Annotated in this window: 23 protein-coding genes; 8 read left to right on the forward strand and 15 right to left on the reverse strand. The window is 64.3% G+C overall.

Going from position 1 to position 22,352, the window contains the following annotated elements; translation table 11 throughout:
• Positions 1-66 precede the first annotated feature (66 nt).
• From glyQ to BM269_RS01560, 6 genes are read left to right on the forward strand one after another with little or no spacing between them, the layout of a single operon-like run.
• Complete coding sequence (gene glyQ / locus BM269_RS01535; RefSeq protein ID WP_090434946.1) at positions 67-963, forward strand: glycine--tRNA ligase subunit alpha; 897 nt, start codon at positions 67-69, stop codon at positions 961-963.
• Positions 964-976: 13 nt separating this feature from the next.
• Positions 977-3,079, forward strand: a complete 2,103-nt coding sequence (glyS, locus tag BM269_RS01540; RefSeq protein ID WP_090434948.1) for a glycine--tRNA ligase subunit beta — start codon at positions 977-979, stop codon at positions 3,077-3,079.
• Position 3,080: 1 nt separating this feature from the next.
• Positions 3,081-3,638, forward strand: coding sequence for a D-glycero-beta-D-manno-heptose 1,7-bisphosphate 7-phosphatase (gmhB, locus tag BM269_RS01545; protein ID WP_090434951.1), 558 nt, complete (start codon positions 3,081-3,083; stop codon positions 3,636-3,638).
• A 13-nt stretch (positions 3,639-3,651) separates the two neighbouring features.
• Entirely contained in the window at positions 3,652-4,392 is a 741-nt protein-coding gene (locus tag BM269_RS01550) for a lysophospholipid acyltransferase family protein (protein WP_090434953.1), read from the forward strand.
• Positions 4,338-5,276, forward strand: a complete 939-nt coding sequence (locus BM269_RS01555) for a M48 family metallopeptidase (RefSeq protein ID WP_090434955.1) — start codon at positions 4,338-4,340, stop codon at positions 5,274-5,276. Before BM269_RS01550 ends, BM269_RS01555 begins: the two co-directional genes overlap by 55 nt.
• Complete coding sequence (locus tag BM269_RS01560) at positions 5,276-5,980, forward strand: phosphodiester glycosidase family protein (protein WP_090434958.1); 705 nt, start codon at positions 5,276-5,278, stop codon at positions 5,978-5,980. Before BM269_RS01555 ends, BM269_RS01560 begins: the two co-directional genes overlap by 1 nt.
• Here the strand turns inward: BM269_RS01560 and BM269_RS01565 are convergent.
• From BM269_RS01565 to BM269_RS01600, 8 genes are all read right to left on the reverse strand, one after another.
• Entirely contained in the window at positions 5,977-6,582 is a 606-nt protein-coding gene (locus BM269_RS01565) for a response regulator transcription factor (RefSeq protein WP_090434961.1), read from the reverse strand. The genes BM269_RS01560 and BM269_RS01565 overlap by 4 nt on opposite strands.
• A complete protein-coding gene (locus BM269_RS01570) occupies positions 6,579-7,700 on the reverse strand; it encodes a sensor histidine kinase (RefSeq protein ID WP_090434964.1) in 1,122 nt (373 codons plus the stop codon). The genes BM269_RS01565 and BM269_RS01570 overlap by 4 nt, the downstream gene beginning before the upstream one ends.
• A 10-nt stretch (positions 7,701-7,710) precedes the next feature.
• The gene (locus BM269_RS01575; protein WP_090434967.1) at positions 7,711-9,507 is read right to left on the reverse strand and encodes a CIA30 family protein; all 1,797 of its coding nucleotides are present in this window, start codon (positions 9,505-9,507) and stop codon (positions 7,711-7,713) included.
• A 93-nt stretch (positions 9,508-9,600) separates the two neighbouring features.
• Positions 9,601-10,884 (reverse strand): lipid IV(A) 3-deoxy-D-manno-octulosonic acid transferase, encoded by a 1,284-nt coding sequence (gene waaA / locus BM269_RS01580; protein WP_090434970.1) that lies wholly within the window; start codon positions 10,882-10,884, stop codon positions 9,601-9,603.
• Between the two features lie 2 nt (positions 10,885-10,886).
• Entirely contained in the window at positions 10,887-11,852 is a 966-nt protein-coding gene (waaC, locus tag BM269_RS01585) for a lipopolysaccharide heptosyltransferase I (RefSeq protein WP_090434973.1), read from the reverse strand.
• Entirely contained in the window at positions 11,853-13,232 is a 1,380-nt protein-coding gene (locus BM269_RS01590; protein ID WP_090434976.1) for a phosphomannomutase/phosphoglucomutase, read from the reverse strand.
• 41 nt (positions 13,233-13,273) lie between these two features.
• Positions 13,274-13,588 (reverse strand): H-NS histone family protein, encoded by a 315-nt coding sequence (locus tag BM269_RS01595; RefSeq protein ID WP_090434979.1) that lies wholly within the window; start codon positions 13,586-13,588, stop codon positions 13,274-13,276.
• A gap of 50 nt (positions 13,589-13,638) precedes the next feature.
• Positions 13,639-14,736, reverse strand: coding sequence for an MraY family glycosyltransferase (locus BM269_RS01600; RefSeq protein ID WP_090434983.1), 1,098 nt, complete (start codon positions 14,734-14,736; stop codon positions 13,639-13,641).
• Positions 14,737-14,948: 212 nt separating this feature from the next.
• Here BM269_RS01600 and BM269_RS01605 point away from each other — a divergent pair, with 212 nt between their 5' ends.
• Complete coding sequence (locus tag BM269_RS01605) at positions 14,949-15,794, forward strand: symmetrical bis(5'-nucleosyl)-tetraphosphatase (protein WP_090434986.1); 846 nt, start codon at positions 14,949-14,951, stop codon at positions 15,792-15,794.
• Here BM269_RS01605 and BM269_RS01610 read toward each other — a convergent pair.
• The 7 genes from BM269_RS01610 to BM269_RS01640 are packed head-to-tail and all read right to left on the reverse strand — an operon-like array spanning position 15,791 to position 20,790.
• Positions 15,791-16,276 carry a hypothetical protein gene (locus tag BM269_RS01610; RefSeq protein ID WP_090434988.1) on the reverse strand — a complete coding sequence of 162 codons (486 nt, stop codon included), beginning with the start codon at positions 16,274-16,276 and terminating at the stop codon, positions 15,791-15,793. The genes BM269_RS01605 and BM269_RS01610 overlap by 4 nt on opposite strands.
• Positions 16,273-17,070 (reverse strand): lysophospholipid acyltransferase family protein, encoded by a 798-nt coding sequence (locus BM269_RS01615; protein ID WP_229204453.1) that lies wholly within the window; start codon positions 17,068-17,070, stop codon positions 16,273-16,275. Before BM269_RS01615 ends, BM269_RS01610 begins: the two co-directional genes overlap by 4 nt.
• Positions 17,051-18,355 (reverse strand): dihydroorotase, encoded by a 1,305-nt coding sequence (locus BM269_RS01620; protein WP_090434991.1) that lies wholly within the window; start codon positions 18,353-18,355, stop codon positions 17,051-17,053. The genes BM269_RS01615 and BM269_RS01620 overlap by 20 nt, the downstream gene beginning before the upstream one ends.
• Positions 18,356-18,357: 2 nt before the next feature.
• A complete protein-coding gene (locus BM269_RS01625; RefSeq protein ID WP_090434994.1) occupies positions 18,358-19,323 on the reverse strand; it encodes an aspartate carbamoyltransferase catalytic subunit in 966 nt (321 codons plus the stop codon).
• Entirely contained in the window at positions 19,316-19,837 is a 522-nt protein-coding gene (gene pyrR / locus BM269_RS01630; protein ID WP_090434997.1) for a bifunctional pyr operon transcriptional regulator/uracil phosphoribosyltransferase PyrR, read from the reverse strand. The genes BM269_RS01625 and pyrR overlap by 8 nt, the downstream gene beginning before the upstream one ends.
• On the reverse strand, positions 19,824-20,162 hold the full coding sequence (ruvX, locus tag BM269_RS01635) for a Holliday junction resolvase RuvX (RefSeq protein ID WP_229204454.1): 339 nt from the start codon (positions 20,160-20,162) through the stop codon (positions 19,824-19,826). Before ruvX ends, pyrR begins: the two co-directional genes overlap by 14 nt.
• Positions 20,163-20,214: 52 nt before the next feature.
• Positions 20,215-20,790 (reverse strand): YqgE/AlgH family protein, encoded by a 576-nt coding sequence (locus BM269_RS01640; protein ID WP_229204455.1) that lies wholly within the window; start codon positions 20,788-20,790, stop codon positions 20,215-20,217.
• A gap of 184 nt (positions 20,791-20,974) precedes the next feature.
• Between BM269_RS01640 and BM269_RS01645 the strand changes: the two genes are divergently transcribed.
• Positions 20,975-22,339, forward strand: coding sequence for a cryptochrome/photolyase family protein (locus tag BM269_RS01645; RefSeq protein WP_090435003.1), 1,365 nt, complete (start codon positions 20,975-20,977; stop codon positions 22,337-22,339).
• The last annotated feature ends 13 nt before the right edge of the window (positions 22,340-22,352 follow it).

Genomic DNA, 22,352 nt, shown 5'->3' on the forward strand with positions numbered 1-22,352 from the left:
ACCGCTAAAATGAGCCGTTTTAGCGAACCGATAACGCTCGCGCCCAGGGCGCCACCAACGACCACGATGCTGACATTTCAACAAATTATCCTGACCCTGCAAACCTATTGGGACAAGCAGGGCTGCGCACTGCTCCAGCCGTACGACATGGAAGTCGGCGCGGGCACCTTCCACACCGGTACTTTCCTGCGCGCCATCGGCCCTGAGCCTTGGCGTGCGGCCTACGTCCAGCCGTCGCGCCGTCCGAAAGACGGCCGCTACGGCGAAAACCCGAACCGTCTGCAGCACTACTACCAGTACCAGGTGGTCCTGAAGCCGGCGCCGGAAAACATCCTGGACCTGTACCTGGGCTCCCTGGCCGCGCTGGGCCTGGACCTGAAGCAGAACGACGTGCGCTTCGTGGAAGACGACTGGGAAAGCCCGACCCTGGGCGCCTGGGGCCTGGGTTGGGAAGTCTGGCTGAACGGCATGGAAGTGACCCAGTTCACCTACTTCCAGCAAGTCGGCGGCCTCGATTGCAAACCGGTGCTGGGCGAGATCACCTACGGCCTTGAGCGCCTGGCCATGTACCTGCAGGGCGTTGAAAACGTCTACGACCTGGTCTGGACCGAATGGCAAGAAGGTGGGGTTAGCAAGCAGCTGAAGTATGGCGACGTGTTCCACCAGAACGAAGTGGAGCAATCCACCTACAACTTCGAGCACGCCAACACCGACCTGCTGTTCGCGCAATTCGCCAACCACGAATCGGAAGCCAAGCGCCTGATCGAACTGCAACTGGTCCTGCCGGCCTACGAGCAGATCATGAAAGCCTCGCACAGCTTCAATATGCTGGACGCCCGCGGCGCCATTTCCGTGACCGAGCGTGCCGCCTATATCGGCCGCGTGCGCACCCTGTCGCGCATGGTCGCCCAGGCCTACTACGAGTCCCGCGAACGCCTCGGCTTCCCGATGGTCGCCAAATAAAAGAATACCGAACATGAATCAGACCCTGCTCATCGAACTGCTGACCGAAGAACTGCCGCCGAAAGCCCTGTCCAAGCTGGGCGCCGCTTTCGCCGCCGGCATCGTCAACGGCCTGAAATCGCGCGACTTCCTGGAAGAGGACAGCGTCGCCACCACCTATGCCACGCCGCGCCGCCTGGCCGTGTCGATCACCAAGGTGCGCGCCACCTCGCCCGACAAGCAGGTACGCGAAAAAATCCTGCCGGTCGCCATCGCGCTCGACGCCGACGGCAATCCGACCGCTCCGCTGACCAAGAAGCTGGCTGCCATGGGCCTGGCCCACATTGCAGTGACCGACATGGAACGCGCCCAGGACGGCAAGGCCGAAAGCTTCTTCTACACCAAACTAGCCGCCGGCTCCGCCCTGCAAACTGGTGCGCAAGCGGCGCTGGACGAAACCATCGCCAGGCTGCCGATCCCCAAGATCATGAGCTACCAGCGCCCGGACGGCGAGACCGTGCAGTTCGTGCGCCCAGCCCACGCACTGATCGCCCTGCATGGCGCTACCGTGCTGCCACTGACCCTGCTGGGCCTGACCGCATCGAACAAGACCGAAGGCCACCGCTTCCTGACCGCACCGGGCAAACGCGACGTGACTATCGCCGACGCCGAATCCTACGCAGCCACCCTGGCGGATGCCGGCAAGGTGGTCGCAGGCTTCGACGCGCGCAAGGACGCCATCCGCGCTGCCCTGCTCGAAAAAGCGGGCGCCGACCAGGTGCTGATGCCTGAGGCGCTGCTGGAGGAAGTGTCGTCCCTGGTTGAATGGCCGGTGGTGTACGAGTGCCATTTCGAGGAAGAATTCCTGGCCGTGCCGCAGGAATGCCTGATCCTCACCATGCAGACCAACCAGAAATACTTCGCCCTGACCGACGCCAACGGCAAGCTGCGTTCGCGCTTCCTGATCGTGTCGAACATTGCGACCGACACGCCGGCAGCCATCATCGGCGGCAACGAGCGCGTGGTGCGCCCGCGCTTGTCCGACGCCAAATTCTTCTTCGAGCAGGACAAGAAGAAGTCGCTGGAATCGCGCCTGCCGCTGCTGAAGAACGTGGTCTACCACAACAAGCTGGGCACCCAGGCCGAACGCTCCGAGCGCGTCACCTCGCTGGCAGCGGCCATCGCCGGCCGCCTGGGCGGCGACAAGGCGCTGGCCGAACGCGCGGCACGCCTGTCCAAGGCCGACCTGCTGACCGATATGGTGGGCGAATTCCCTGAGCTGCAAGGCGTCATGGGCACCTACTACGCCCGCCATGACGGCGAGCACGAAGATGTCGCGCTGGCCGCCTCCGAGCACTACCAGCCGCGCTTCGCCGGCGACAGCCTGCCGTCCACCGCCACCGGCACCGCCGTGGCGCTGGCCGACAAGGTGGAAACCCTGGTCGGCATCTGGGCCATCGGCCTGCAGCCAACCGGCGACAAGGACCCGTTCGCGCTGCGCCGCCACGCCCTGGGCGTGCTGCGCATGCTGGTGGAAAAGCGCCTGCCGCTGTCGATCTCGGCCCTCCTGGGCGACGCCGCCGCGCAGTTCGCGGCCGTGCCGAACTTCAAGGATCCGACCGCCGAGGTCACGGCCTTCATGATGGACCGCCTGCGCGGCATGCTGCGCGAGCGCGGCTTCAGCGTGAACGAGATCGAAGCCGTGGTGGCGCAGAACCCCGACCGCCTGGACGACATCGTGCAGCGCCTGGAAGCCGTGCAAGCCTTTGCCGCCCTGCCGGAAGCGGTCTCGCTGGCCGGCGCCAACAAGCGCATCACCAACATCCTGAAGAAAAACGAGGAAGCGCTGGCGCAGGCAGGCACCGTCAAGGCTGAACTGCTGCAGGACGCAGCCGAGAAAGCCCTGCATGCGGCGATGGGCCGCGTGGCACCGGAAGTGGACGCGGCATGGGCCAAGGGCGACTTCAGCGCCACCCTGAAGACCCTGGCGCAGCTGAAGGAAGAAGTCGACGCCTTCTTCAACGACGTGATGGTCATGGCCGAAGACATCGCCCTGCGCAACAACCGCCTGGCGCTGCTGTCTTCCCTGCACGGCATGATGAACCGCGTGGCCGACATTTCCAAACTGGCGGCCTGATATGCCACAGAGCCAGCCGACCAAGCTGATCATCCTGGATCGGGATGGCGTGATCAACCACGATTCCCCCGACTTCATCAAGTCGCCGGACGAGTGGATCCCCATCCCCGGTTCGCTGGAAGCGATCGCCCGCCTGAACCAGGCGGGTTATCGCGTGGTGATTGCGTCGAACCAGTCGGGCATCGCCCGCCAGTATTTCGACATCAACACCCTGAACGCGATCCACCAGAAAATGCACCGCCTGGCGCAGCAGGTTGGCGCCGATATCGACGCCATCTTTTTCTGCCCGCACGCGGCGGCCGACAACTGCGACTGCCGCAAGCCAAAACCTGGCATGTTCACGGAAATCTCGAAACGCTTCGAGATCAGCCTGAAAGGCGTGCCGACCGTGGGCGACTCGCTGCGCGACCTGCAGGCCGGCTTCATCAGCGGCTGCGTGCCTTTCCTGGTGCTGACCGGTAAGGGCGAAAAGACCCATGCCACCGGCGGCCTGCCACCCGGCACCCAGGTCTTTCCCGACCTGGCGGCCACTGTAGACTACATCTTAAAAGCCGATTGATTGGAGACTGTCGTTGCGTAATTTCGTTCTGTTCCTGCGTTCCGCCCTGTTCATGGTTGTGATGGCCGTTGCCACGGTCATCTGGTCTGCAGTCTGCATGCTGGCAGCGCCGCTGCCATACAACAAACGCTATTTCGTGACCTCACGCTGGAATGTCTTCATCGTCTGGTGTGCCAAATGGATCTGCGGCATCAACTACCAGTTCAAGGGCTATGAGAACTTCCCGGATGCCCCGGCCATCATCCTGTCCAAGCACCAGTCGGCGTGGGAAACCATCTTCCTGCTGGCGAACCTGCCACGCCCGCTGGTGTTTGTATTTAAAAAAGAAATCCTGTACATCCCCTTCTTCGGCTGGGGCATCGCGCTGCTGCGCATGATCCCGATCGACCGCAAGCAGGGCAAGAATGCGTTCAAATCCGTTGTAGCGCACGGCAAGCGTCGACTCAAAGACGGCCAATGGATTATCATGTTCCCGGAAGGGACCCGCATTCCGGTCGGCCAGCAAGGCAAGTACAAAAGCGGCGGCACGCGCCTGGCAGTGGAAACCGGTGCAGTGGTCGTGCCGATCGCCCTGAACTCGGGCGAATGCTGGCCAAAGAATTCCTTTATCAAGAAGCCGGGCACCGTCACGGTGTCGGTTGGCAAACCGATTTCGTCGGAAGGTAAATCTCCGGACGAATTGATGGAGCAGGTGGAACAGTGGATCGAATCAGAAATGCGCGTCATTTCGCCCCACGCCTACAGCGCTGGCTAGCCGAAAAGGCTGAAGCGCAACAGGAGGCGCCGCCGCCAGCGGCCGCGCCTTCGTCTCCGTTTCCCGTTCCCGCTCCCGCGGCAGTGAACCTGCTGCGCCCTCCGGTGCAATTGCGCCGTCCCGAATCGACCACCCCGCCGCTGACCGGTGACCAGGACAAGCGGCAGCTGCTGGTCGGCGAATACATCCTCGAATATGTGCTGAAGCGCTCGGCGCGCCACTCGATCGGTTTTACCGTCGACGATACCGGCCTGTATGTAACGGCGCCCAAGCGTTGCTCGCTGGCCGATATCGACAATGCCATCCGCGCCAAGCAGCACTGGATCCTGTCCAAGCTCGATGAGCGCCGCCAACGCCGTGCCGCGCGCCTGGAGAAGCCCCCCATCGTGTGGGATGACGGCGCCAGGCTGCCCTACCTGGGGGAGGAAATCACGCTGCGCCTGTACCAGGCCCCGCGCAACCGCACCGAGTTCGACCCGGCAGCGATGGAGCTGTCCATGGGCCTGGTGCAAGGCGCCACCGAGCAATTGCTCAAGGAGCGCGTCAAGAACTGGTACAAGGGCCAGGCGGAAGGCCTGTTCCAGCAGCGGCTGGACCTGTATGCGGCGCGCCTCGGCGTGCAGTATGCGGGATTCTCGCTGTCCTCGGCCGACACGCGCTGGGGCTCGTGCACCGCACAGCGCACCATCCGCCTGAACTGGAAGCTGATGCACTTCTCGTTGCCGCTGGTGGATTACGTGGTGGCACACGAACTGGCGCACATCCTGGAAATGAACCACAGCGCGCGTTTCTGGGCCAATGTCGGGCGCATCTATCCGCAATACGAGGAAGCCAAGCAGCTGCTGCGCAAGCGCGCCGCGGAGCTCCCTCCCCTGTTCACGTAGTGCGCCTGCCAGCCACCCTGCTGCTTGCATCGCTGGCAGCCTGCGGCACGATCCGCGCCGGCGAGCCGCGTTTTACCGTCGTCACGGTCGACCCGCTGCGCGAACGGCTGCAGCTGTTCCTGAACGATGAACAGGGCCGGCCGTACAAGCGGCTGGAGCGACTCGCTGCCGCATTGGGCAAGCGCGGCCAGCGCCTCGCATTCGGCATGAATGCCGGCATGTACCATGCGGACTACGCGCCGGTGGGACTGTTGGTCGCCGACGGCATCGAACTCGCCCCTTTGAACCTGGCGCCGGGCAAGGGCAACTTCTTCATGCGCCCCAACGGCGTATTCCTGGTCAATGAAGCCGGCGCCCACGTCGTGGAGTCGTCCGGATACCCGGCTTTGTCGCCGACGGCGCAGCTGGCAACGCAGTCGGGGCCGATGCTGGTGTCGCATGGAATCATCAACCCCTTGTTCGTGCCCGGCTCCAGTTCGCGCCATATCCGCAACGGCGTATGCGCCATCGATGGCAAGGCAATCTTCGTCATCAGCGAAGACCCGGTCAACTTGCATGACTTTGCGCGGTATTTCCGCGACACCCTGCAGTGCCGCGACGCCCTCTACCTGGACGGTTCGATTTCCTCGCTGTACTCCCCGGCGCTGGGCCGCAACGACAGCCGCGCCAACCTGGGGCCGATCATCGGGGTCGTGGCAAACTAAAGCCAGCCGGCCTCGCGGGCCAGGCGGAAGGCTTCCACGCGGTTGCCGGCATTGAGCTTGCTGATCGCTTCGGACAGGTAGTTGCGCACCGTGCCTTCCGACAGGCTCAATTGCCGTGCGATCTCCGCGCCACTGCGGCCTTCGCCGGCCATGCGCAGCACCTGCCGTTCGCGTTCGCTCAATGGATCTGCTCCGCCGCCCCAGCTCTCCAGCGCAAGTTCGGGCGCGATGGCGCGGCCGCCGGCATGCACGTTCCGGATGGCGGCGGCCAACGATTCGGACGGTGCGTCCTTCAGCAGATACCCGCGCACGCCGGCCGCCATGGCCCGCCGCAGGTAGCCTGAGCGGGCAAAGGTCGTGACGATCACCACGCGCGCCGCAGCGCCACGCTCGGCCAGTACGGCTGCCAGTTCGAGGCCAGTCATCAACGGCATCTCGATATCGGTCAACACGATATCGGGATGCAGCGCTTCGCACAGCGCCAACGCCTCCTGTCCGTTGCGCGCCTGGCCGACCACATCGAGGTCCGGCTCAAGCTTCAGTAACGCAGCCAGGGCGCCCAGCACCATCGACTGGTCTTCGGCAATCAGTACCCGGATCATGCAACAGCTCCCATCGGTAAATGTAATTCCAGCGCCAAGCCGCCCGCGGGACCGCCTGGCCCGGCCTCCAGGGCCAGGCGTCCGCCCGCTGCCATGACGCGCTCACGCATGCCGCGCAGGCCATTGCCGCTCGCCAGCGCATCGCGGTCGACCGGCGCGCTGCCGTCGTCGCTGATATGGCAGACGACCTGCCCGCCCCCCTGTCTTACGCTGACCTGGCAGCGGGTAGCCCTGGCATGGCGCAGGATGTTGGTGACAGCCTCGCGCAAGGAAAGCGCAAGCACATTTTCCACCGTCGCAGGCATCGGGAAGGAATGCACGTCCGCATCGAGCTCCACGCCGGCGGCGGCAAGCGCTGCGCGCGCCTGCGCCAGCTCCTGGGCGAAACCGCTTTGGCGAAAGCCCGTGACGGCGCTGCGCACTTCGGCCAGCGCGTGGCGGGCGGTGGTTTCGATATCCTTGATCTCCTTCGCCGTCGCCGCCGCATCGCGCTCCAGCAGGCGCCCTGCCAGTTCGGCCTTGATCGCGATCAGCGACAAGGTGTGGCCCAGCAGGTCATGCAGGTCGCGCGAGATGCGCTCGCGTTCGGCGATGCGGGCCAGGTGCTCGACTTCTTCCTGCTTGCGCAGCAGCTGCTGGCCCGAGCGGCGCACGCGCGCATCCATCACACTGGCGATGCCCACCGGCGCACCCACCGCCAGTGCCGGCAGCAGGAAAGTCAGGGGCAACTCGACTGCCAGCGACACCAGCGCGGCGCCGCCAAGGATCATTCCTATCCCGAAGTAGGCGTGACGCGGCTGCTCCAGCGCCGCACACATCGAACAGGCAAAGATGAAAAAGGTGCAGGCGCCGAAATTGAATGGTGCCCAGGCGAATCCCAGGGCGACAGTCGCCAGCAACAGCGCAACGGCGCGCCGGTTGCGTAGCCAGTAGCTGGCGAAATACATGGGTACGAAGACGGTGATCGACAGTGCCAGCATGCCCAGCTCCAGCAGCGTGGGCTGGATGTAGAAGTACTTCCAAAGGAAGAAGTTCAGCGACAGCAGCCACAGGTAAGGCGCCTTGCCAAGGTGCGGCGGCACCCAGGGACCTTTGAGCCACCGCCTTGCCTGGAGCATGCTGATTCCTTTACTGGTTGGTCAACCGCACGTCGGCGATCTGGAACTGATAGTCGCCAATCTTGGGGCCCGCATTGAACATGATCAGGGTGATCGCGCTGGTATCGACCCCGGCGAAGCTGGCCATCGGCATCGCTACTTCCTGCCAGTCCGCACCGGCGGCAAACTGCTGGTAGACCGGAATGCGCGCACTGCCGTGCATGATCCCCACCTGGTAGCCCTGGCCGTCGCCCTTGACGCGGAAGCGCAAGGTTTTGGCGGCGCTCAGGTTCGCCGCCTGGAACGGCTGGCTGCCGGGCATGAAAGCGATACCGGCCCATGGAAAGGCGAAGCCCTGCTGCACGCTCGCCTTCACGTTGACCGCGTTCTCGCCTGCGTATTCCAGGTTCACCGTCGATTTGCCGCCCAGGAAGGCGTCGTTGGACGGCACCCAGCCGGAGCCGAACGGGCTGGCCAGCTTGTCCTTGCTGAACATGCTGATCATGCCGTCCGCAGGCAGCGCCAGCGGCGCGCCTTTCGGCGTGTTCAGCTCCTTGGCCACCAATTCCTGCTGCGCCTTGCGGCGTGCCGACACGGTGGCGCCATCCTTCCACACCTCCACGATATTGCGGGTGGCCGTGATGTCCCGGCTCGGGTCGCCCTCAACCAGCACCAGGTCGGCCTTGGCGCCTTTGGCAATGGTGCCGCGGTCAGCCAGGCGGAAAGCCTTGGCCGGCACCGACGTGGCGGCGCGCAGCGCTTCCAGCGGCGTCAAGCCGGCCTCGGTCAAGGACAGCAGTTCATGGTGCAGGCTGGCCCCGGCCTGGGTCCCGCCGTTGCCGGCGTCGGTGCCGGCCAGCACCGGCACGCCGGCCGTTCGCAGTGCGGCGACCGCCGACCTGGTCGCGTTCAGGCGTTGCGCCATTTCCTTTTTCCCGTACGGGGAATTGAGCGGCGCAATCTGGTCGCTTGTCAGCAGGGCCATCATCTGCTTGTCTTCCAGTACGTCCTTTTCCTTCAGGCCCGATACGCTCTCGAGCACGCTGAAGGTCGGGATGACGAAGGCCTTGCGATCGTGCGCCAGCTTGACGAAGGACTTGAGGTCGGCGTCCGCAATCGACTCGCCGCCGAACAGGTGCACCAGGCCATCGGCGCCTTCTTCCAGTGCGCTGCGCGCATCCTCCGGATTGGAAATGTGCACCACCGCCAGCTTGCCACGCTTGTGGGCAGCCGCGATCAGCGCCTTCACGGTGGCGCGCTCCAGGCTCGGCACCGGATGTCCCGTCCGGCCCGGCTCCATCACGATCTTGATGAAGTGAGAGCCTTCGGCAATGCGGGCATCGACCCAGGGCTGCGCTTCTTCCGGCTTGCTCAGGGTGGGGATCGGCATGCCGTATTCGGTACCATGCCCCCCCGGCACGGTGGCCAGTATGCCGGCCGAGATGATGTCCGGACGATCCTTGTTTTCTCCACGCTGCATGCGGCCGTTCATTTCCTGCAACAGCGGCACGGCAGTGAACATATCGAGCTCGCTGGTCACGCCGAACACCAACGGCAGCTCGAGGTGCTGGAAGCTGTGGGTGTGGGAATCGATCAGGCCCGGCATCAGCGTGCGCCCGGAGCCCTCGACCACTTTCGCGCCAGCGGGCGCCTTGCCCTTGAAATCGACGTTTGCGATCCGGCCGCCTTCCAGCAGCACGCTGCGCATGGCATGCACTTTCTGCCCGTCGAAAACGCGGACGTCCTTGATCAGGGTGGTTTCGGCTGCCATGGCAGGCAGGGCACTGGCCAGACTGGCGGCGATCAACAGCTTGCGGAACGATTGCATTTTTGCGGTCTCCTTGTGTTCAGGTGAACGCAGTATCCGGCCTGCAGTTCGCTCGCACCAGAATCAAATGCCATGACTTCGTCATGACATTTGTCACTTCAAATCCGGAAGCAATGCAATCGTGCGTGCGGTGGCGCCGCGGTGGGTATTGGCAAAGGTCAGGGCATGCGCGCCCATCGCACCGCGTGCGGTGCTATCAGCCAGCAGGCGCGCGGCCTGGTGCATCAGGCCATCGCTGTTCGGCACCCGCACTGCGCCGCCTTGCTGCAGGCAGTCTTCGGTGGCCTGCGCGAAATTGAAGGTATGCTCGCCGACGATGATCGGCTTGCCCAGCGCAGCCGGCTCTATCAGGTTCTGGCCGCCCAGCGGCTGCAGGCTGCCGCCGATGAACGCCAGGTCGCAGGCCGAATAATAGGCAAACATCTCGCCCATCGAATCGCCCAGCACCACTTCGACGGAAGGATCAACACTGGCGCCGGCTGCCGTCAGCGACGAACGGCGCCGCAGCGACAGGCCGCGTTCCGCCACCATTGCCGCCACTTCGTCAAAGCGCTGCGGGTGGCGCGGAACGATCAGCAGCAGCAAGTCCGGCGGCAGCGATGCGCGCGCCGCCTGGAACGCTTCCAGGATCATGCCTTCCTCGCCTTCGCGCGTGCTGGCGCACAGGAAGACCGGGCGCACGCCGAACTGCCGGCGCAGTTGCGCGCCCGTTGCCAGCGCGGCTTGCGGAATCACCACGTCGAACTTGATACTGCCGGTCACGTTCACATTGGCGGCGCCCAGTTCGCGGATGCGCAGCGCATCGGCTTCGGTCTGTGCCGCCACCAGGGTGATGCCCTGCGCTGCATCGCGTATCACTTTGCCGAAGCGCTGCGCCTTGCCCAGCGAGCGCTCACTCAGGCGCGCGTTGGCCAGCACCACCGGCACCTTGTCACGCTGGCATTGCAGGATCAGGTTCGGCCACACTTCGGTCTCCATCAGGATGCAGACGCGCGGCTCGAAATGGCGGATGAAGCGCGCTACCAGCGGCGGCATATCGTATGGCAGGTAGGATTGCACCACGCGCGCGCCATGCTTGCCGAACAGGCTCTTGCCGGTAGCGCGGCCGGTTGGGGTCATGCAGGTCAGGACGATGCGCGCCTGCGGGTGCTTGTTCAACAGGGCATCGACCAGCGGTTCTGCGGCGCGCGTCTCGCCGACCGAGACTGCGTGCACCCAGATGGTGGCAGGTTCGTCGTTGGCGGCGCGCGCGCCATACACGCCCAGGCGCTCGCCCCAATGCTGGCGGTAGCCCGGTTCCTTGCGGCCGCGCCACCACAGGCGGCCCAGCACCAGCGGCAAGGCCAACCACCACATGAAAGTGTAAAAGAGGCGCATGCTCAGAGCAGGCTCTTGGCCGCAGCCAGCACGTCAGCCACGCCGGGCGGCGCGCCTTTGTCGCCAAGGTTGATGATGCGCGGCGACCAGTTGCCTTCGGTTTTCCAGCGCGGCGAATCGGCATAGATCTCCACCACGGGGCGCGAGAAAGCCGCAGCGATATGCGTCAGGCCGGTATCCACGCCCACCGCCAGCGCGGCGCGGCGCGCCAGCATCACGGCGTCGGACATTGACAGCTTCGGCAGCACGCGGGCATTCGGCATGCCGGCGGCCAGCGCTTCGGCCTCCGCCTTTTCCTTGTCCGAGCCCCATGGCAGCAGCACCGGCATCGGCGCCAGCGCCTTGCCAAGTTCAATCCAGTTGGCCGGCGCCCATTTCTTGGCGTCGCGTGCCGTGCCATGGAAGAACACGGCATACGGCGTTTCGCCCATCCAATCCGGGCGCGGCTGGTCGGCCGGCACTTCCGGCAGGCCGAAGTCGGCCGGATAGTCGACCTTGAATCCCAGCGCGGCACCGACCACCAGGCGGCCGCGCGCCACCGCATGCGTGCGCGGGTCGAGCGGGATGCTCTTGCTGTGGAAGATGCGCGAGATGCCTTCGTAGCCCGAGCCTTCACTGCCGTTGGCCAGGCCGACCTTGTTCCTGCCGCGCGCAGCGCCCATGACGATGCCGGTCTTCAGCAGGCCTTGGGTGTCGAACACATAGTCGTACTGCACCTCGCGCAGCTTGCTGAAGAAGGCGCCGATCTCGGCGCGGGTTTCCTTCCTGCCCAGGCTCTTGCGCCAGCGGCGCAGGCCCCACGGCAGGATAGTGCGCACCATCGGGTTCAGGCGCACCAGGCTGACATAACCTTCCTCCACCACCCAGTCGATGTTCGCGTCGGGGAAGTGGCGCTTGATGTCGGCCACGATGGGCATATTGTGCAGCACGTCCCCCAGCGAAGAGACGCGTACCAGGAGGATATTCATTTAGAACGGCAGCTTCGCATCCGGCTTGGCTGCCAGGATCACGTCGCGGAACTGGCCCTGGATGCGCGCCAGCGCAGCCGGCGATTCGGCCTCGAAGCGCATCACGATCACCGGGGTGGTGTTGGAGGAACGCGCCAGGCCGAAGCCGTCGGCATACTCCACGCGCAGGCCGTCGATATCGATCACGCGCTCATTGCCCGGGAACTTTGCTTCGGCGGCCAGCTTGGCCATCAGCGCGTAATTTTCGCCTTCGTCCAGTTGCAGTTGCAGCTCCGGCGTGCTGTCCGACTTGGGCAGTGCATTCAGCAGCGCGGAAGGATCGGCATGACGCGTCAGGATCTCCAGCATGCGTGCGCCGGCATACAGGCCGTCGTCGAAGCCGTACCAGCGGTCCTTGAAGAACACGTGGCCGCTCATTTCACCGCCCAGCGGGGCGCCGGTTTCCTTCAGCTTGGCCTTCACCAGCGAATGGCCGGTCTTGCACATCAGCGGCTTGCCGCCTGCTTTCTCGATGTACGCGGCCAGGTGGCGCGTGCATTTCACGTCGTACAGGATTTGCTCGCCCGGGTTGCGGGACAAAACATCCTCCGCGAACAGCATCAGCTGGCGGTCGGGGAAGATGATCTGGCCATCCTTGGTCACGATGCCGAGGCGGTCGCCGTCGCCGTCGAACGCCAGCCCGATTTCAGCGTCGGTGTCCTGCAGCGCCTTGACCAGGTCCTGCAGGTTTTCCGGGTGGGCCGGGTCCGGATGATGGTTCGGGAAGGTGCCATCGACTTCGCAGAACAGTTCAACCACTTCGCAGCCCATGCCGCGGTACAGGTCGCCCGCGAAGGCACCGGCCACGCCGTTGCCGCAATCGACTGCAATCTTGATCGGGCGCGCAATCTTCACGTCGCCGATGATGCGCTGCAGGTATTGCGCGCGGATATCGTAGCTGCCGTACTTGCCGGCAGCGGCGGCCGGCCGCAAGCCCGCTTCGATGGCGTGGTACAGGGCGGTGATGGCATCGCCATGGATTGCCTCGCCCTTCAGCACCATCTTGAAGCCGTTATAGTCCGGCGGATTATGGCTGCCGGTGACCATGATGCCGGAACGGCTGTCGAGCACCTGGGTGCCGAAATACACCATCGGTGTGGCCACCACGCCCAGGTCGATCACGTCGACGCCGGCGGCCTGCAGGCCCTGTGCCAGTGCGGCAACCAGTCCGGGACCGGACAGGCGGCCGTCACGGCCGATCACGACGCTGCGCTCTCCCTTGGCGGCGGCAGCCAGGCCGAAAGCATGGCCAACCGCGCGCGCCACGCCTTCGTCCAGTGTTTTGCCGATGATGCCGCGAATATCGTAAGCCTTGAAGATGGATTTAGAGAGAGCAACCATAGAGAACTGAAAACGACGAATATTGAAGAATAATAACGGGCTCAGATGCGCAGGTCGTCAATCGACTTGCCGCCCTCGACCCAGTCCTTGACCCATTTCGGCTGGCGGCCGCGGCCAGTCCACTGCTCGGATGTATTGGCGGGGTTGCGATAGCGCGCTTCCACCTTGCCGCCCTTGTTGCGGGTGCCTGGGTAGCCAACCAGCAATTCCTTGAGCGGCACACCTGCCTGCTGGGCAATCGCGAAAATCTTCTCGCGTGCCTTTTGCTTATCCATGCCCTCGCGCTGCTTTAACTCGCGCTTAATCTGTTCTTGCAGGTTGCGCAATTCAGGGGACGCCAGATTCGACAGGTCCATGATATATCCTTTATTGAATTTCGATGTTTGGGAATATACACGAAATCGGCTTATCGGATTTTCTTATGTCGAATCATCCAGCGCGGCGCTTTAAATCGGACGATGCGCGCATATAGCCAGACATAACTCGCTATAAATAACAGGCAGAACAGCATCAAGACCCAGGTGTAGCGCCAGAATACCGTGGCCGGAATCACCGCCATCAGCGAAAACATCCACAGGTAGGGCGAGGTCATGGAATTGCGGCGCACCAGGGCGCGCGCATCCTTGCGGCCCACCGCCCACTGCACCACGCGCCGGAAAATCAGGCTATGCAGGTGAATACCGTCCGGCATTGCCGGCGAAGTGCCGCGAATGAAGAATCGGCGATATACGCTGAACAGGGTTTCAAAGGTCGGATATATTAATAGCAATACCGCGTACCAAGTAGAAACCTGTGGATTGCGCATTACCAGCAACAGGGCCAATTCGCCCAGCATAAATCCGATAAAGTAGGCACCGCCATCGCCCAGGAATATCAGGCCGACCGGATAATTCCAGATCAGGAAGCCGGCCGTGGCGCCGGCCACCATCAAGGCCGCCACCAGCACGAACATATCATTGACCTGCAGCGCGACATAACCGAGCGACAGCAGCATGCAAATCGTCACCACGCTGGCCAGTCCATTGAAACCATCGATGATATTGACGGCGTTGGCAATGCCGGCCACCGCCAGCACCGTCAGCGGCAGCGTGAGCCACAGGTAGGGCAGCGGCGAGGTCGAGAACATCCAGTCGATGCGGTCGATGCGCGCATCCATCAGGAAATAGGCGAGCAAGGCGGCAAACATGGTCAGCAGCAGGCGCCGGCGCGCGCTGACTTTGCCCGTGTAATCTTCGACAATGCCGCCCAGGAAGGCAAACATGGCGCACATGATCAGCGACAGCATCCAGCTTGTCATGACCGGCACGCGCCACACCGACACGCAGGCGCTCAGCGCAACCGCCAGGAAAATCGACAGGCCGCCGATCCGGGCCACATGGTGGGCATGCACTTTTTGCACGCCGCCGAAATCAGTGTCCAGCGCGGGGCCATGCAAGCGCACTTCCTTGATAACCCACAGGGTCAAGAGTGCTGACGTGAAAAAGCTCACGAGGAAGGAAAACATTTGTTCTTATCAGTATAGTGAGCCAGCCGCCATTGTCGCAGCGCAGCAAGAAAGATTGCTCGCACGCTAAGCGGCGATTGTACCGTATGCACGGGGCGGGACGGGAAATTCTAGCCTGGGCCGTTGTGATCGGGGCCTTTACTTACCAATTGATACTTTTAGTCGGGCGCTGCGTACCGCCGGCCGCGCTGATCCTGCGCTATCCTATGGGGATGAAAACCTATGTAGTGGGCGACCTGCAGGGTTGCCATGGCGAGACCGTCAGCCTGGTCGAAAAGATCCTGGACACCGAACATGCCGCCGGCCATGAACCGCCAGCCATCCTGTTTTGCGGCGACTTGATCAACCGCGGTCCCGATTCCCTGTCCACCCTGCGCTACGTCCAGGCGCTCAGCCAGGGCAGCGACGGCCGCATCGACGCGGTACTGGGCAATCATGACCTGCACCTGCTGGCGGTGGCCAACGGCATCCGCCCCGAATCGAGCTCGGACACCATCGAGCATATCCTGGCTGCGGCCGACCGCGACGCCTTGCTGCACTGGCTGCGCCTGCGCCCGATGGCCATGATGCGCCTTGGCCACCTGCTGGTGCACGGGGGCGTACTGCCGCAATGGACGGCGCAGCAGACCCTGCAACTGGCCGGCGAAGTGGAGGCGGCATTGCGCGGCGAGCAGTGGGTCGGCTTCCTGCGCGAGATGTACGGCAACCAGCCGGACCGCTGGAGCGATGAATTGAGCGGCGCCGCGCGCCTGCGCTGCATCGTCAATGCCCTGACCCGCATGCGCTTTTGCAGCGCCGAAGGGGTGATGGACTTCAAGATGAAGGAATCGGCGCATGCCGACCCGTCGACCGGCCTGATGCCGTGGTTCGACGTGCCGGGCCGCCGCACCAGCGATACCAGCGTGGTGTTCGGCCACTGGTCGGCGCTGGGCCTGCGCATCATGCCGCGCCTGATCGCACTCGACAGCGGTTGCGTGTGGGGCGGCAAGCTGTCGGCCGTCTGCCTCGACGACCGCAGCCTGCTGCAGGTCGATTGCCCGGAATACCGCTCGGTTTAATGCCTGGAGGTGCCTTCGGCCGGGGCTGAAGCCTGCGACTGTGCCTGGCCGTCGGCCTGGCCTGTTTCGCCGCCGCCTTCCGCTGCGGCGGGCGCTGCGCCGTCGGCCGGCGCTGCAGCGGCCGGCGCAAACGTGGCCGCCATCAGTTCCCGGTAGGCTTCCGCCTTGCGCAGCGGCTCCAGGTTACTGCTGCCCTTGATCGCCTCTTCATCCGTGAAACCGTTCACGATGGCCGTCTCCAGCGCAGCCATGGCGGCATTCTTGCGGCCCAGTTGCGCCTGCGCCTGCGCCAGCAGGAAATAGGACTCCGCTTCCTTCGGCGCCTTCAGCGTGGCGGCGTACGCCTTGTCGGCCGCGATGCCATAGTTCTTCTGCGCCAGGCTTTCCGTCGCCTGCGTGCGCAGGGTCTTGGCATTGGTGAAGGTGTCGCCGCTGCAGGCCGCCAACAGCAGGCAGGCTGCCAGCACACTGATCCTGGTCATGCTGATTGCTCCTGTAAAGATTGCGCCTCCGGCACGATGCCCAGCGCGGCGCCGATCGCCGCATGGCTTGCCGCCGCCAGTTCGCGGCGATGGGCGCCTTCGCCCGGCATCGCTGCCAGCACGGCCAGGCGTGCCCGCACCGGCTTGCCATCGAGGATATTGATCACGCTTTGCGCGAAAGTCATGTCGCCGATGAAGTCGACCGAGGGATGCGCCTGGCCCGCTGGATCGACATAGGATAAAGCGAACGGCTGCACCAGCACCTTGGCATCCACTGCCGCCTCGAACAGGTTGGCGTGGAACGGCAGCAGCGTGCCTTGCGCCGCCGTGGTCCCCTCGGGGAAGAATGCTACGCGCTGGCCATCCTGCAAGGCATGCACCAGGCCCTTGAAGATATTGCGCAGTTCGCGCTTGTTGCCGCGCGCAATGAACACCGTGCCGGCCTGCGCCGCCAGCCAGCCGGCCAGCGGCCAGTCGCGGATCTCCGACTTCGCCACGAAGCGGCAAGGATACAGTGCATTGATGACGAAGATGTCCAGCCACGAGACGTGGTTGCAGACAATCATGCCCCGCTCCAGCGGCACCGCGCTGCCCGGCGTCATCTGCACGCTGACGTTGCAGATCGCCAGCAGCTGGCGCGACCAGCGGCGGATATGGCCGTTGCGCTGTTCGGTCCCGATAAAAGGGAAGATGAAAGCGCAAGTCGCCATGCCAGCGAGCAGGTGCAGCACCATGCGCCCGATGCGCAGCATCAGGCGCCAGTCGAGATTGCGTTTAGCCGGGTTTGCGTTCATATGCGACTTGGCCTGCAACGATGGTCGCCTGCACCTGCCCCGCCAGTTCGTAGCCGAGGAACGGGGTGTGCTTGCCCTGGCTGGCCAGGGCGCTGCCGGTGACGGTCCAGCGTGCGGCCGGATCGAACACGACTACGTCGGCTACGCTGCCCACGCCCAGCTGGCCGGCTTGCGCCAGGCCGGCCACGCGCGCGGCGTCGCAGGTCACGCGTGCCACGGCGCGCGACAGGGCGTCGTCCTTGCCCTGGGCGGCAGCGTAGTCGTCGGCCCACTTGATGGCCAGCGACAGCAGCAGTTCCAGGCCGGTGGCGCCCGGCGAGGCTTCGCCGAACGGCAGCAGCTTTTCATCGTCGTCGCACGGGGTGTGGTCGGAGCACATCGCATCGATGGTGCCGTCCAGCAGGCCGGCGCGGATCGCTTCGCGGTCGCGCTGGGTGCGGAACGGCGGGTCGACGCGCGCATTGGAATCGAAGAAGTTGATGTCGGTGTCGGTCAGGTGCACGTGGTGCACGCCCACGTCGCAGCTGATCGGCAAGCCTTCCGCCTTGGCGGCACGCACCAGTTCCAGGCCGGCCGCGGACGACATGCGGCACAGGTGGACCTTGGCGCCGGTGGCGCGCATCAGTTCGAAGATGGTGTGCAGGGCGATGGTCTCGGCCATCACCGGCACGCCGGACAGGCCCAGGCGCGAAGCCAGCGGGCCGCTGTGGGCCACGCCGCCGCGGCCGATGTAGGCGTCCTGCGGGCGCAGCCAGATGGTGAAGCCGAAGGTGGCGGCGTACTGCATGCAGCGCTGCAGCACCGTGGTGTCCTTGATCGGGGTCTCGGCTTGCGAGAAGCCGATGCAGCCGGCGCCGGTCAGTTCCACCAGTTCGGTCAGCGCTTCGCCTTTCAGCCCGTGCGTCAGCGCACCCAGCGGATGCACGTGGGCCTGGTTCAGGCCGCGCGCGCGGTGCTTCAGCATTTCCACCAGGCCCGGCTCGTCGAGCACGGGGTCGGTATCGGGCGGGCACACCAGGGAGGTCACGCCGCCCTGCACTGCCGCCTGCATTTCCGACTTCAGCGTGGCCTTGTATTCGAAGCCCGGCTCACGCAGGCGCGCCGACAGGTCGACCAGGCCCGGCGCCACCACCTTGCCGGCGGCGTCGATGGTGCGCCCGGCCTTGAAGCCGGCCGGCGCGCTGCCGATCGCGGCCACCTTGCCATCCACGATGTACAGGTCTTGCTTGGAATCGATCTTGTTGGCCGGATCGATCAGTCGGCCGTTTTGGATATGTACGTTCATTTTTATGCTTGCGTGCCTGCCAGGATGCTCATCACCGCCATGCGGACTGCGATACCGAAAGTGACCTGCGACAGGATCACCGCTTGCGGGCCGTCGGCCACGGCGGAGTCGATCTCCACGCCGCGGTTCATCGGGCCCGGATGCATCACGATGGCGTCCGGTGCTGCCAGCGCCAGGCGCTCCGGCGTCAGGCCGTAGGCGCGGAAGTACTCGCCGGCGGACGGCAGCAGCGCGCCGCTCATGCGCTCGTTCTGCAGGCGCAGCATGATGATCACGTCCACGTCCTTCAGGCCTTCGTCCATGTTGGTGAAGGTGCGCACGCCCAGCTGTTCCAGGCCGCCCGGCAGCAGGGTGTGCGGGCCGATGGCGCGGATTTCAGGCACGCCCAGGGTGGTCAAGGCGTGGATGTCGGAACGGGCCACGCGGCTGTGCAGGATGTCGCCCACGATGGCCACGCGCAGCTCGGTGAAGTCCTTCTTGTAGTGGCGGATGGTGTACATGTCCAGCAGGCCCTGCGTCGGGTGCGCGTGGCGGCCGTCGCCCGCGTTCACCACGTGCACGTGGTTCTGCCTGGTGTCGTGCAGGTGCTTGGCGATCAGGTACGGCGCGCCGGACTGCGAGTGGCGCACCACGAACATGTCGGCGTGCATGGCCGACAGGTTGTCGATGGTGTCCAGCAGCGACTCGCCCTTGCTGGCGGAAGACGCGGCGATGTTCAGGTTGATCACGTCGGCCGACAGGCGCTTGGCCGCGATCTCGAAGGTGGTGCGGGTGCGGGTGGAATTCTCGAAGAACAGGTTGAAAACGCTCTTGCCGCGCATCAGCGGGACCTTCTTCACTTCGCGGTCCGACACGGACACGAAGGAGGAGGCGGTATCGAGGATCTGGTTGATGATGGCCTTGGGCAGGCCCTCGGTCGACAGCAGGTGCTGAAGCTCGCCGTGTTTGTTGAGTTGCGGATTAAGCATGGTTCTGTTCAATAGTCAGGGAAAACTTTCCGTCGCCGCCCTGCTGCAGGCGCAGCGCCTGGCCTGGCGCACAGCGGGTATGGGCCGCCACGAAATCGGCGGCCACCGGCAATTGGCGTTCGCCGCGGTCCACCAGCGCGGCGAGCATGATGCGCGCCGGGCGGCCGTAGTCGAACAATTCGTTGATGGCGGCGCGCGTGGTGCGGCCGGTGTAGAGCACATCGTCCACCAGCACGATGGTGGCGCCGTTCACGTCAAAGCCGATATGGGTTGGCTTCACATCGTGCGGCAAGCCCTTCTTCGCATAATCGTCGCGGTAGAAGGACACGTCCAGCACGCCGAGGCGTGCGCTGAGGTTCAGGTCCTGCGCCAGGCGCTCGGCGATCCAGGCGCCGCCGGAGTGGATGCCGACGATGGCCGCTTCGTTGGCGCCGGCGATGCCGGCCTTGACCTGCTCGAGCAGGCTGGCGTACAGCGCTTCCGCTTCCAGCTGGTGGGGATCAGTGTGGGACATATTCGTCAAAGTATTGTTGGAGGATGATGGCGGCGGCGCGGTCATCGATGATTTCGCCGCGCTTGGCGGCAATCATCGCCGACGAGTAGCGCTCGTCGACCAGCACCACGGGAAGATTGAAGCGGCCGTTCAGCTGATTGGCGAACTTGCGGCAGCGCGCCGTCATGTCATGCTCTGCCCCGTCCGGGTGGAAAGGCAGGCCCACGATCAGCCTGGTCGGCCCCCATTTGTCGATCAGGGCCTTGATCTCGGCGAAGCGGATATCGTTGACAGCGGATTGAACGACGGCCAGGGGGCTGGCCTGGCCGATCATCGTGTTTCCCATTGCGACACCAATGCGTTTGATGCCGAAGTCGAAGCCTAAGACAGTTTCCGGACTATGCATGACCCGCTTCAGAGTTAAGCATCAGGGGGTCGAAGCCCAGCAACTTGATAGCGGCCTGGTAGCGCTCTTCGATCGGCACGTCGAACACGATGCGCGGGTCGGCGGCCACCGTCAGCCAGCCATTGCGGGCCAGCTCGTCCTCCAGCTGACCCGGGCTCCAGCCGGCGTAGCCGATCGACACCATCATGCGTTCCGGCCCCTGGCCGCGGGCCACCGCTTCCAGCACGTCGATCGAGGTGGTGAAGGCCACGTCATTGGTCACCGTCAGCGAAGAAGAATAGTGTGCGCCCGGGGTATGCAGCACGAAGCCGCGGTCATCCTGCACCGGGCCGCCGAACATGATCGGCTCCGACTCCAGGTGGCGCTCGGCGGCGGACGACACTTCGAGGTCGATCCGGTCGAACAGCACTTCCATGGTCATATCGGTAGGTTTGTTGATCACGACGCCCAGCACGCCGTTCTCGTTGTGTTCGCACACATACACGACCGTGCCGCCAAAGATCGGGTCATGCATGGATGGCATGGCAATCAGGAAATGATTTGCCAGGTTGAGCGCAGGGGCAGTCATATGTGCCTTTAGCTCCTTCAGTTCACTAGTTTCCGGTAACAATCCCGGCACAGGCATGCTTCTGGTCAATTTGACTTTTTTCATGATTGCTCTCTATGCAGGACTGTTAAGAGTTCTTTACTGTAATATCCGCGCTGCAACTGCCGGATATACCCACAGTTTACTATGAATTGCTGATCCAGCCATGAAAAACGCCCTCGTCTGGTTGCGCCGCGACCTGCGCCTGTTCGATCATGCCGCCATGCATCACGCGCTGGCCTCTGCAGGGACAGTGTACGTTGCCTTTGTTTTCGACCGCGCCATCCTGGCGCCGCTGCCGCCGGCGGACCGGCGGCTCGAGTTCATTGTCGATACGCTCACGGCTCTTGCTGCTGAGCTCGAAGCGGCTGGCGGGCACCTGATTGTCCGGCACGACTTTGCCGAAAAAGCAATTCCCGAGCTGGCCGCCGAGCTCGGCGTCGAGGTGGTCTTTGCCAATCACGACTACGAGCCGGCTGCCGTGGCGCGCGACACGGCGGTGGCGCGCAGCCTGCGCGCTGCCGGCCGCGCCTTGCGCACGTTCAAGGACCAGGTGGTGTTCGAGCGCGATGAGGTGCTGACCCAGGCCGGCCAGCCGTTTTCCGTGTTTACACCCTACAAGAACGCCTGGCTGCGCAAGCTGGAGGCCGATCCGTCGGTGCTGGCGCCTTGGACCGTGGAAGCCGGCCGCTTTGCGCCCGGCCGCAGCACGCTGCCCTCGCTGGCCAGCCTCGGTTTCGAGCGCACCAACCTGCATGAACTGGGCATCGGCGATGGCGCGCAGCTGTTCGACGCCTTCCTTGAGCGGATCGCCGATTACGGCGTGGCGCGCGATTACCCGGCCATCAAAGGTCCGTCCTATCTCTCGATGCACCTGCGCTTTGGCACCGTGTCGATCCGCCACCTGGTGCGCACCGTGATGACCATGTCGGCGCGCGGCGCCACCGGCGAAGGCGGCGCGGCCTGGCTGTCGGAGCTGATCTGGCGCGAGTTCTACATGCAGATCCTGTACCACCATCCGCATGTGGTCGATGGCGCCTTCAAGCCGGCCTACGACAAGATCGAATGGGAAACCGGGCCCGGGGCCGACCAGCTGTTTGCCGCCTGGTGCGAAGGGCGCACCGGCTACGCGCTGGTCGATGCCGCCATGCTGCAGCTGAACCGCACCGGCTATATGCATAACCGCCTGCGCATGGTGACGGCCTCGTTCCTGTGCAAGGACCTCGGCATCGACTGGCGCCGCGGCGAAGCTTACTTCGCGCTGCACCTCAACGATTTCGAACTGGCGTCCAACAATGGGGGCTGGCAGTGGGCCTCATCGTCAGGCTGCGATGCGCAACCCTACTTCCGCATTTTCAATCCTGTCACGCAGTCGCAAAAGTTCGACCCGGAAGGGAAGTTCATCAAGCGCTACCTGCCGCAGCTGGCCGGCCTGTCGGCCAAGGAAATCCACCTGCCACGCAACCCGATCGTCGACCACGACGAAGCCCGCAAGCGCACCCTCGAACGCTACCAAGTCGTCAAGAAATAAAAAAGGGCAGGCG

This window comes from Duganella sp. CF458 (genome assembly GCF_900113115.1).
GTDB lineage: Bacteria > Pseudomonadota > Gammaproteobacteria > Burkholderiales > Burkholderiaceae_D > Rugamonas.

Coding starts and splice junctions, on each gene's coding strand:
- glyQ (WP_090434946.1), top strand. CDS start 67: ATGCTGACATTTCAACAAATTATCCTGACCCTGCAAACCTATTGGGAC.
- glyS (WP_090434948.1), top strand. CDS start 977: ATGAATCAGACCCTGCTCATCGAACTGCTGACCGAAGAACTGCCGCCG.
- gmhB (WP_090434951.1), top strand. CDS start 3,081: ATGCCACAGAGCCAGCCGACCAAGCTGATCATCCTGGATCGGGATGGC.
- BM269_RS01565 (WP_090434961.1), bottom strand. CDS start 6,582: ATGATCCGGGTACTGATTGCCGAAGACCAGTCGATGGTGCTGGGCGCC.
- BM269_RS01570 (WP_090434964.1), bottom strand. CDS start 7,700: ATGCTCCAGGCAAGGCGGTGGCTCAAAGGTCCCTGGGTGCCGCCGCAC.
- BM269_RS01575 (WP_090434967.1), bottom strand. CDS start 9,507: ATGCAATCGTTCCGCAAGCTGTTGATCGCCGCCAGTCTGGCCAGTGCC.
- waaA (WP_090434970.1), bottom strand. CDS start 10,884: ATGCGCCTCTTTTACACTTTCATGTGGTGGTTGGCCTTGCCGCTGGTG.
- waaC (WP_090434973.1), bottom strand. CDS start 11,852: ATGAATATCCTCCTGGTACGCGTCTCTTCGCTGGGGGACGTGCTGCAC.
- BM269_RS01590 (WP_090434976.1), bottom strand. CDS start 13,232: ATGGTTGCTCTCTCTAAATCCATCTTCAAGGCTTACGATATTCGCGGC.
- BM269_RS01595 (WP_090434979.1), bottom strand. CDS start 13,588: ATGGACCTGTCGAATCTGGCGTCCCCTGAATTGCGCAACCTGCAAGAA.
- BM269_RS01600 (WP_090434983.1), bottom strand. CDS start 14,736: ATGTTTTCCTTCCTCGTGAGCTTTTTCACGTCAGCACTCTTGACCCTG.
- BM269_RS01605 (WP_090434986.1), top strand. CDS start 14,949: ATGAAAACCTATGTAGTGGGCGACCTGCAGGGTTGCCATGGCGAGACC.
- BM269_RS01610 (WP_090434988.1), bottom strand. CDS start 16,276: ATGACCAGGATCAGTGTGCTGGCAGCCTGCCTGCTGTTGGCGGCCTGC.
- BM269_RS01615 (WP_229204453.1), bottom strand. CDS start 17,070: ATGAACGCAAACCCGGCTAAACGCAATCTCGACTGGCGCCTGATGCTG.
- BM269_RS01620 (WP_090434991.1), bottom strand. CDS start 18,355: ATGAACGTACATATCCAAAACGGCCGACTGATCGATCCGGCCAACAAG.
- BM269_RS01625 (WP_090434994.1), bottom strand. CDS start 19,323: ATGCTTAATCCGCAACTCAACAAACACGGCGAGCTTCAGCACCTGCTG.
- pyrR (WP_090434997.1), bottom strand. CDS start 19,837: ATGTCCCACACTGATCCCCACCAGCTGGAAGCGGAAGCGCTGTACGCC.
- ruvX (WP_229204454.1), bottom strand. CDS start 20,162: ATGGGAAACACGATGATCGGCCAGGCCAGCCCCCTGGCCGTCGTTCAA.
- BM269_RS01640 (WP_229204455.1), bottom strand. CDS start 20,790: ATGACTGCCCCTGCGCTCAACCTGGCAAATCATTTCCTGATTGCCATG.
- BM269_RS01645 (WP_090435003.1), top strand. CDS start 20,975: ATGAAAAACGCCCTCGTCTGGTTGCGCCGCGACCTGCGCCTGTTCGAT.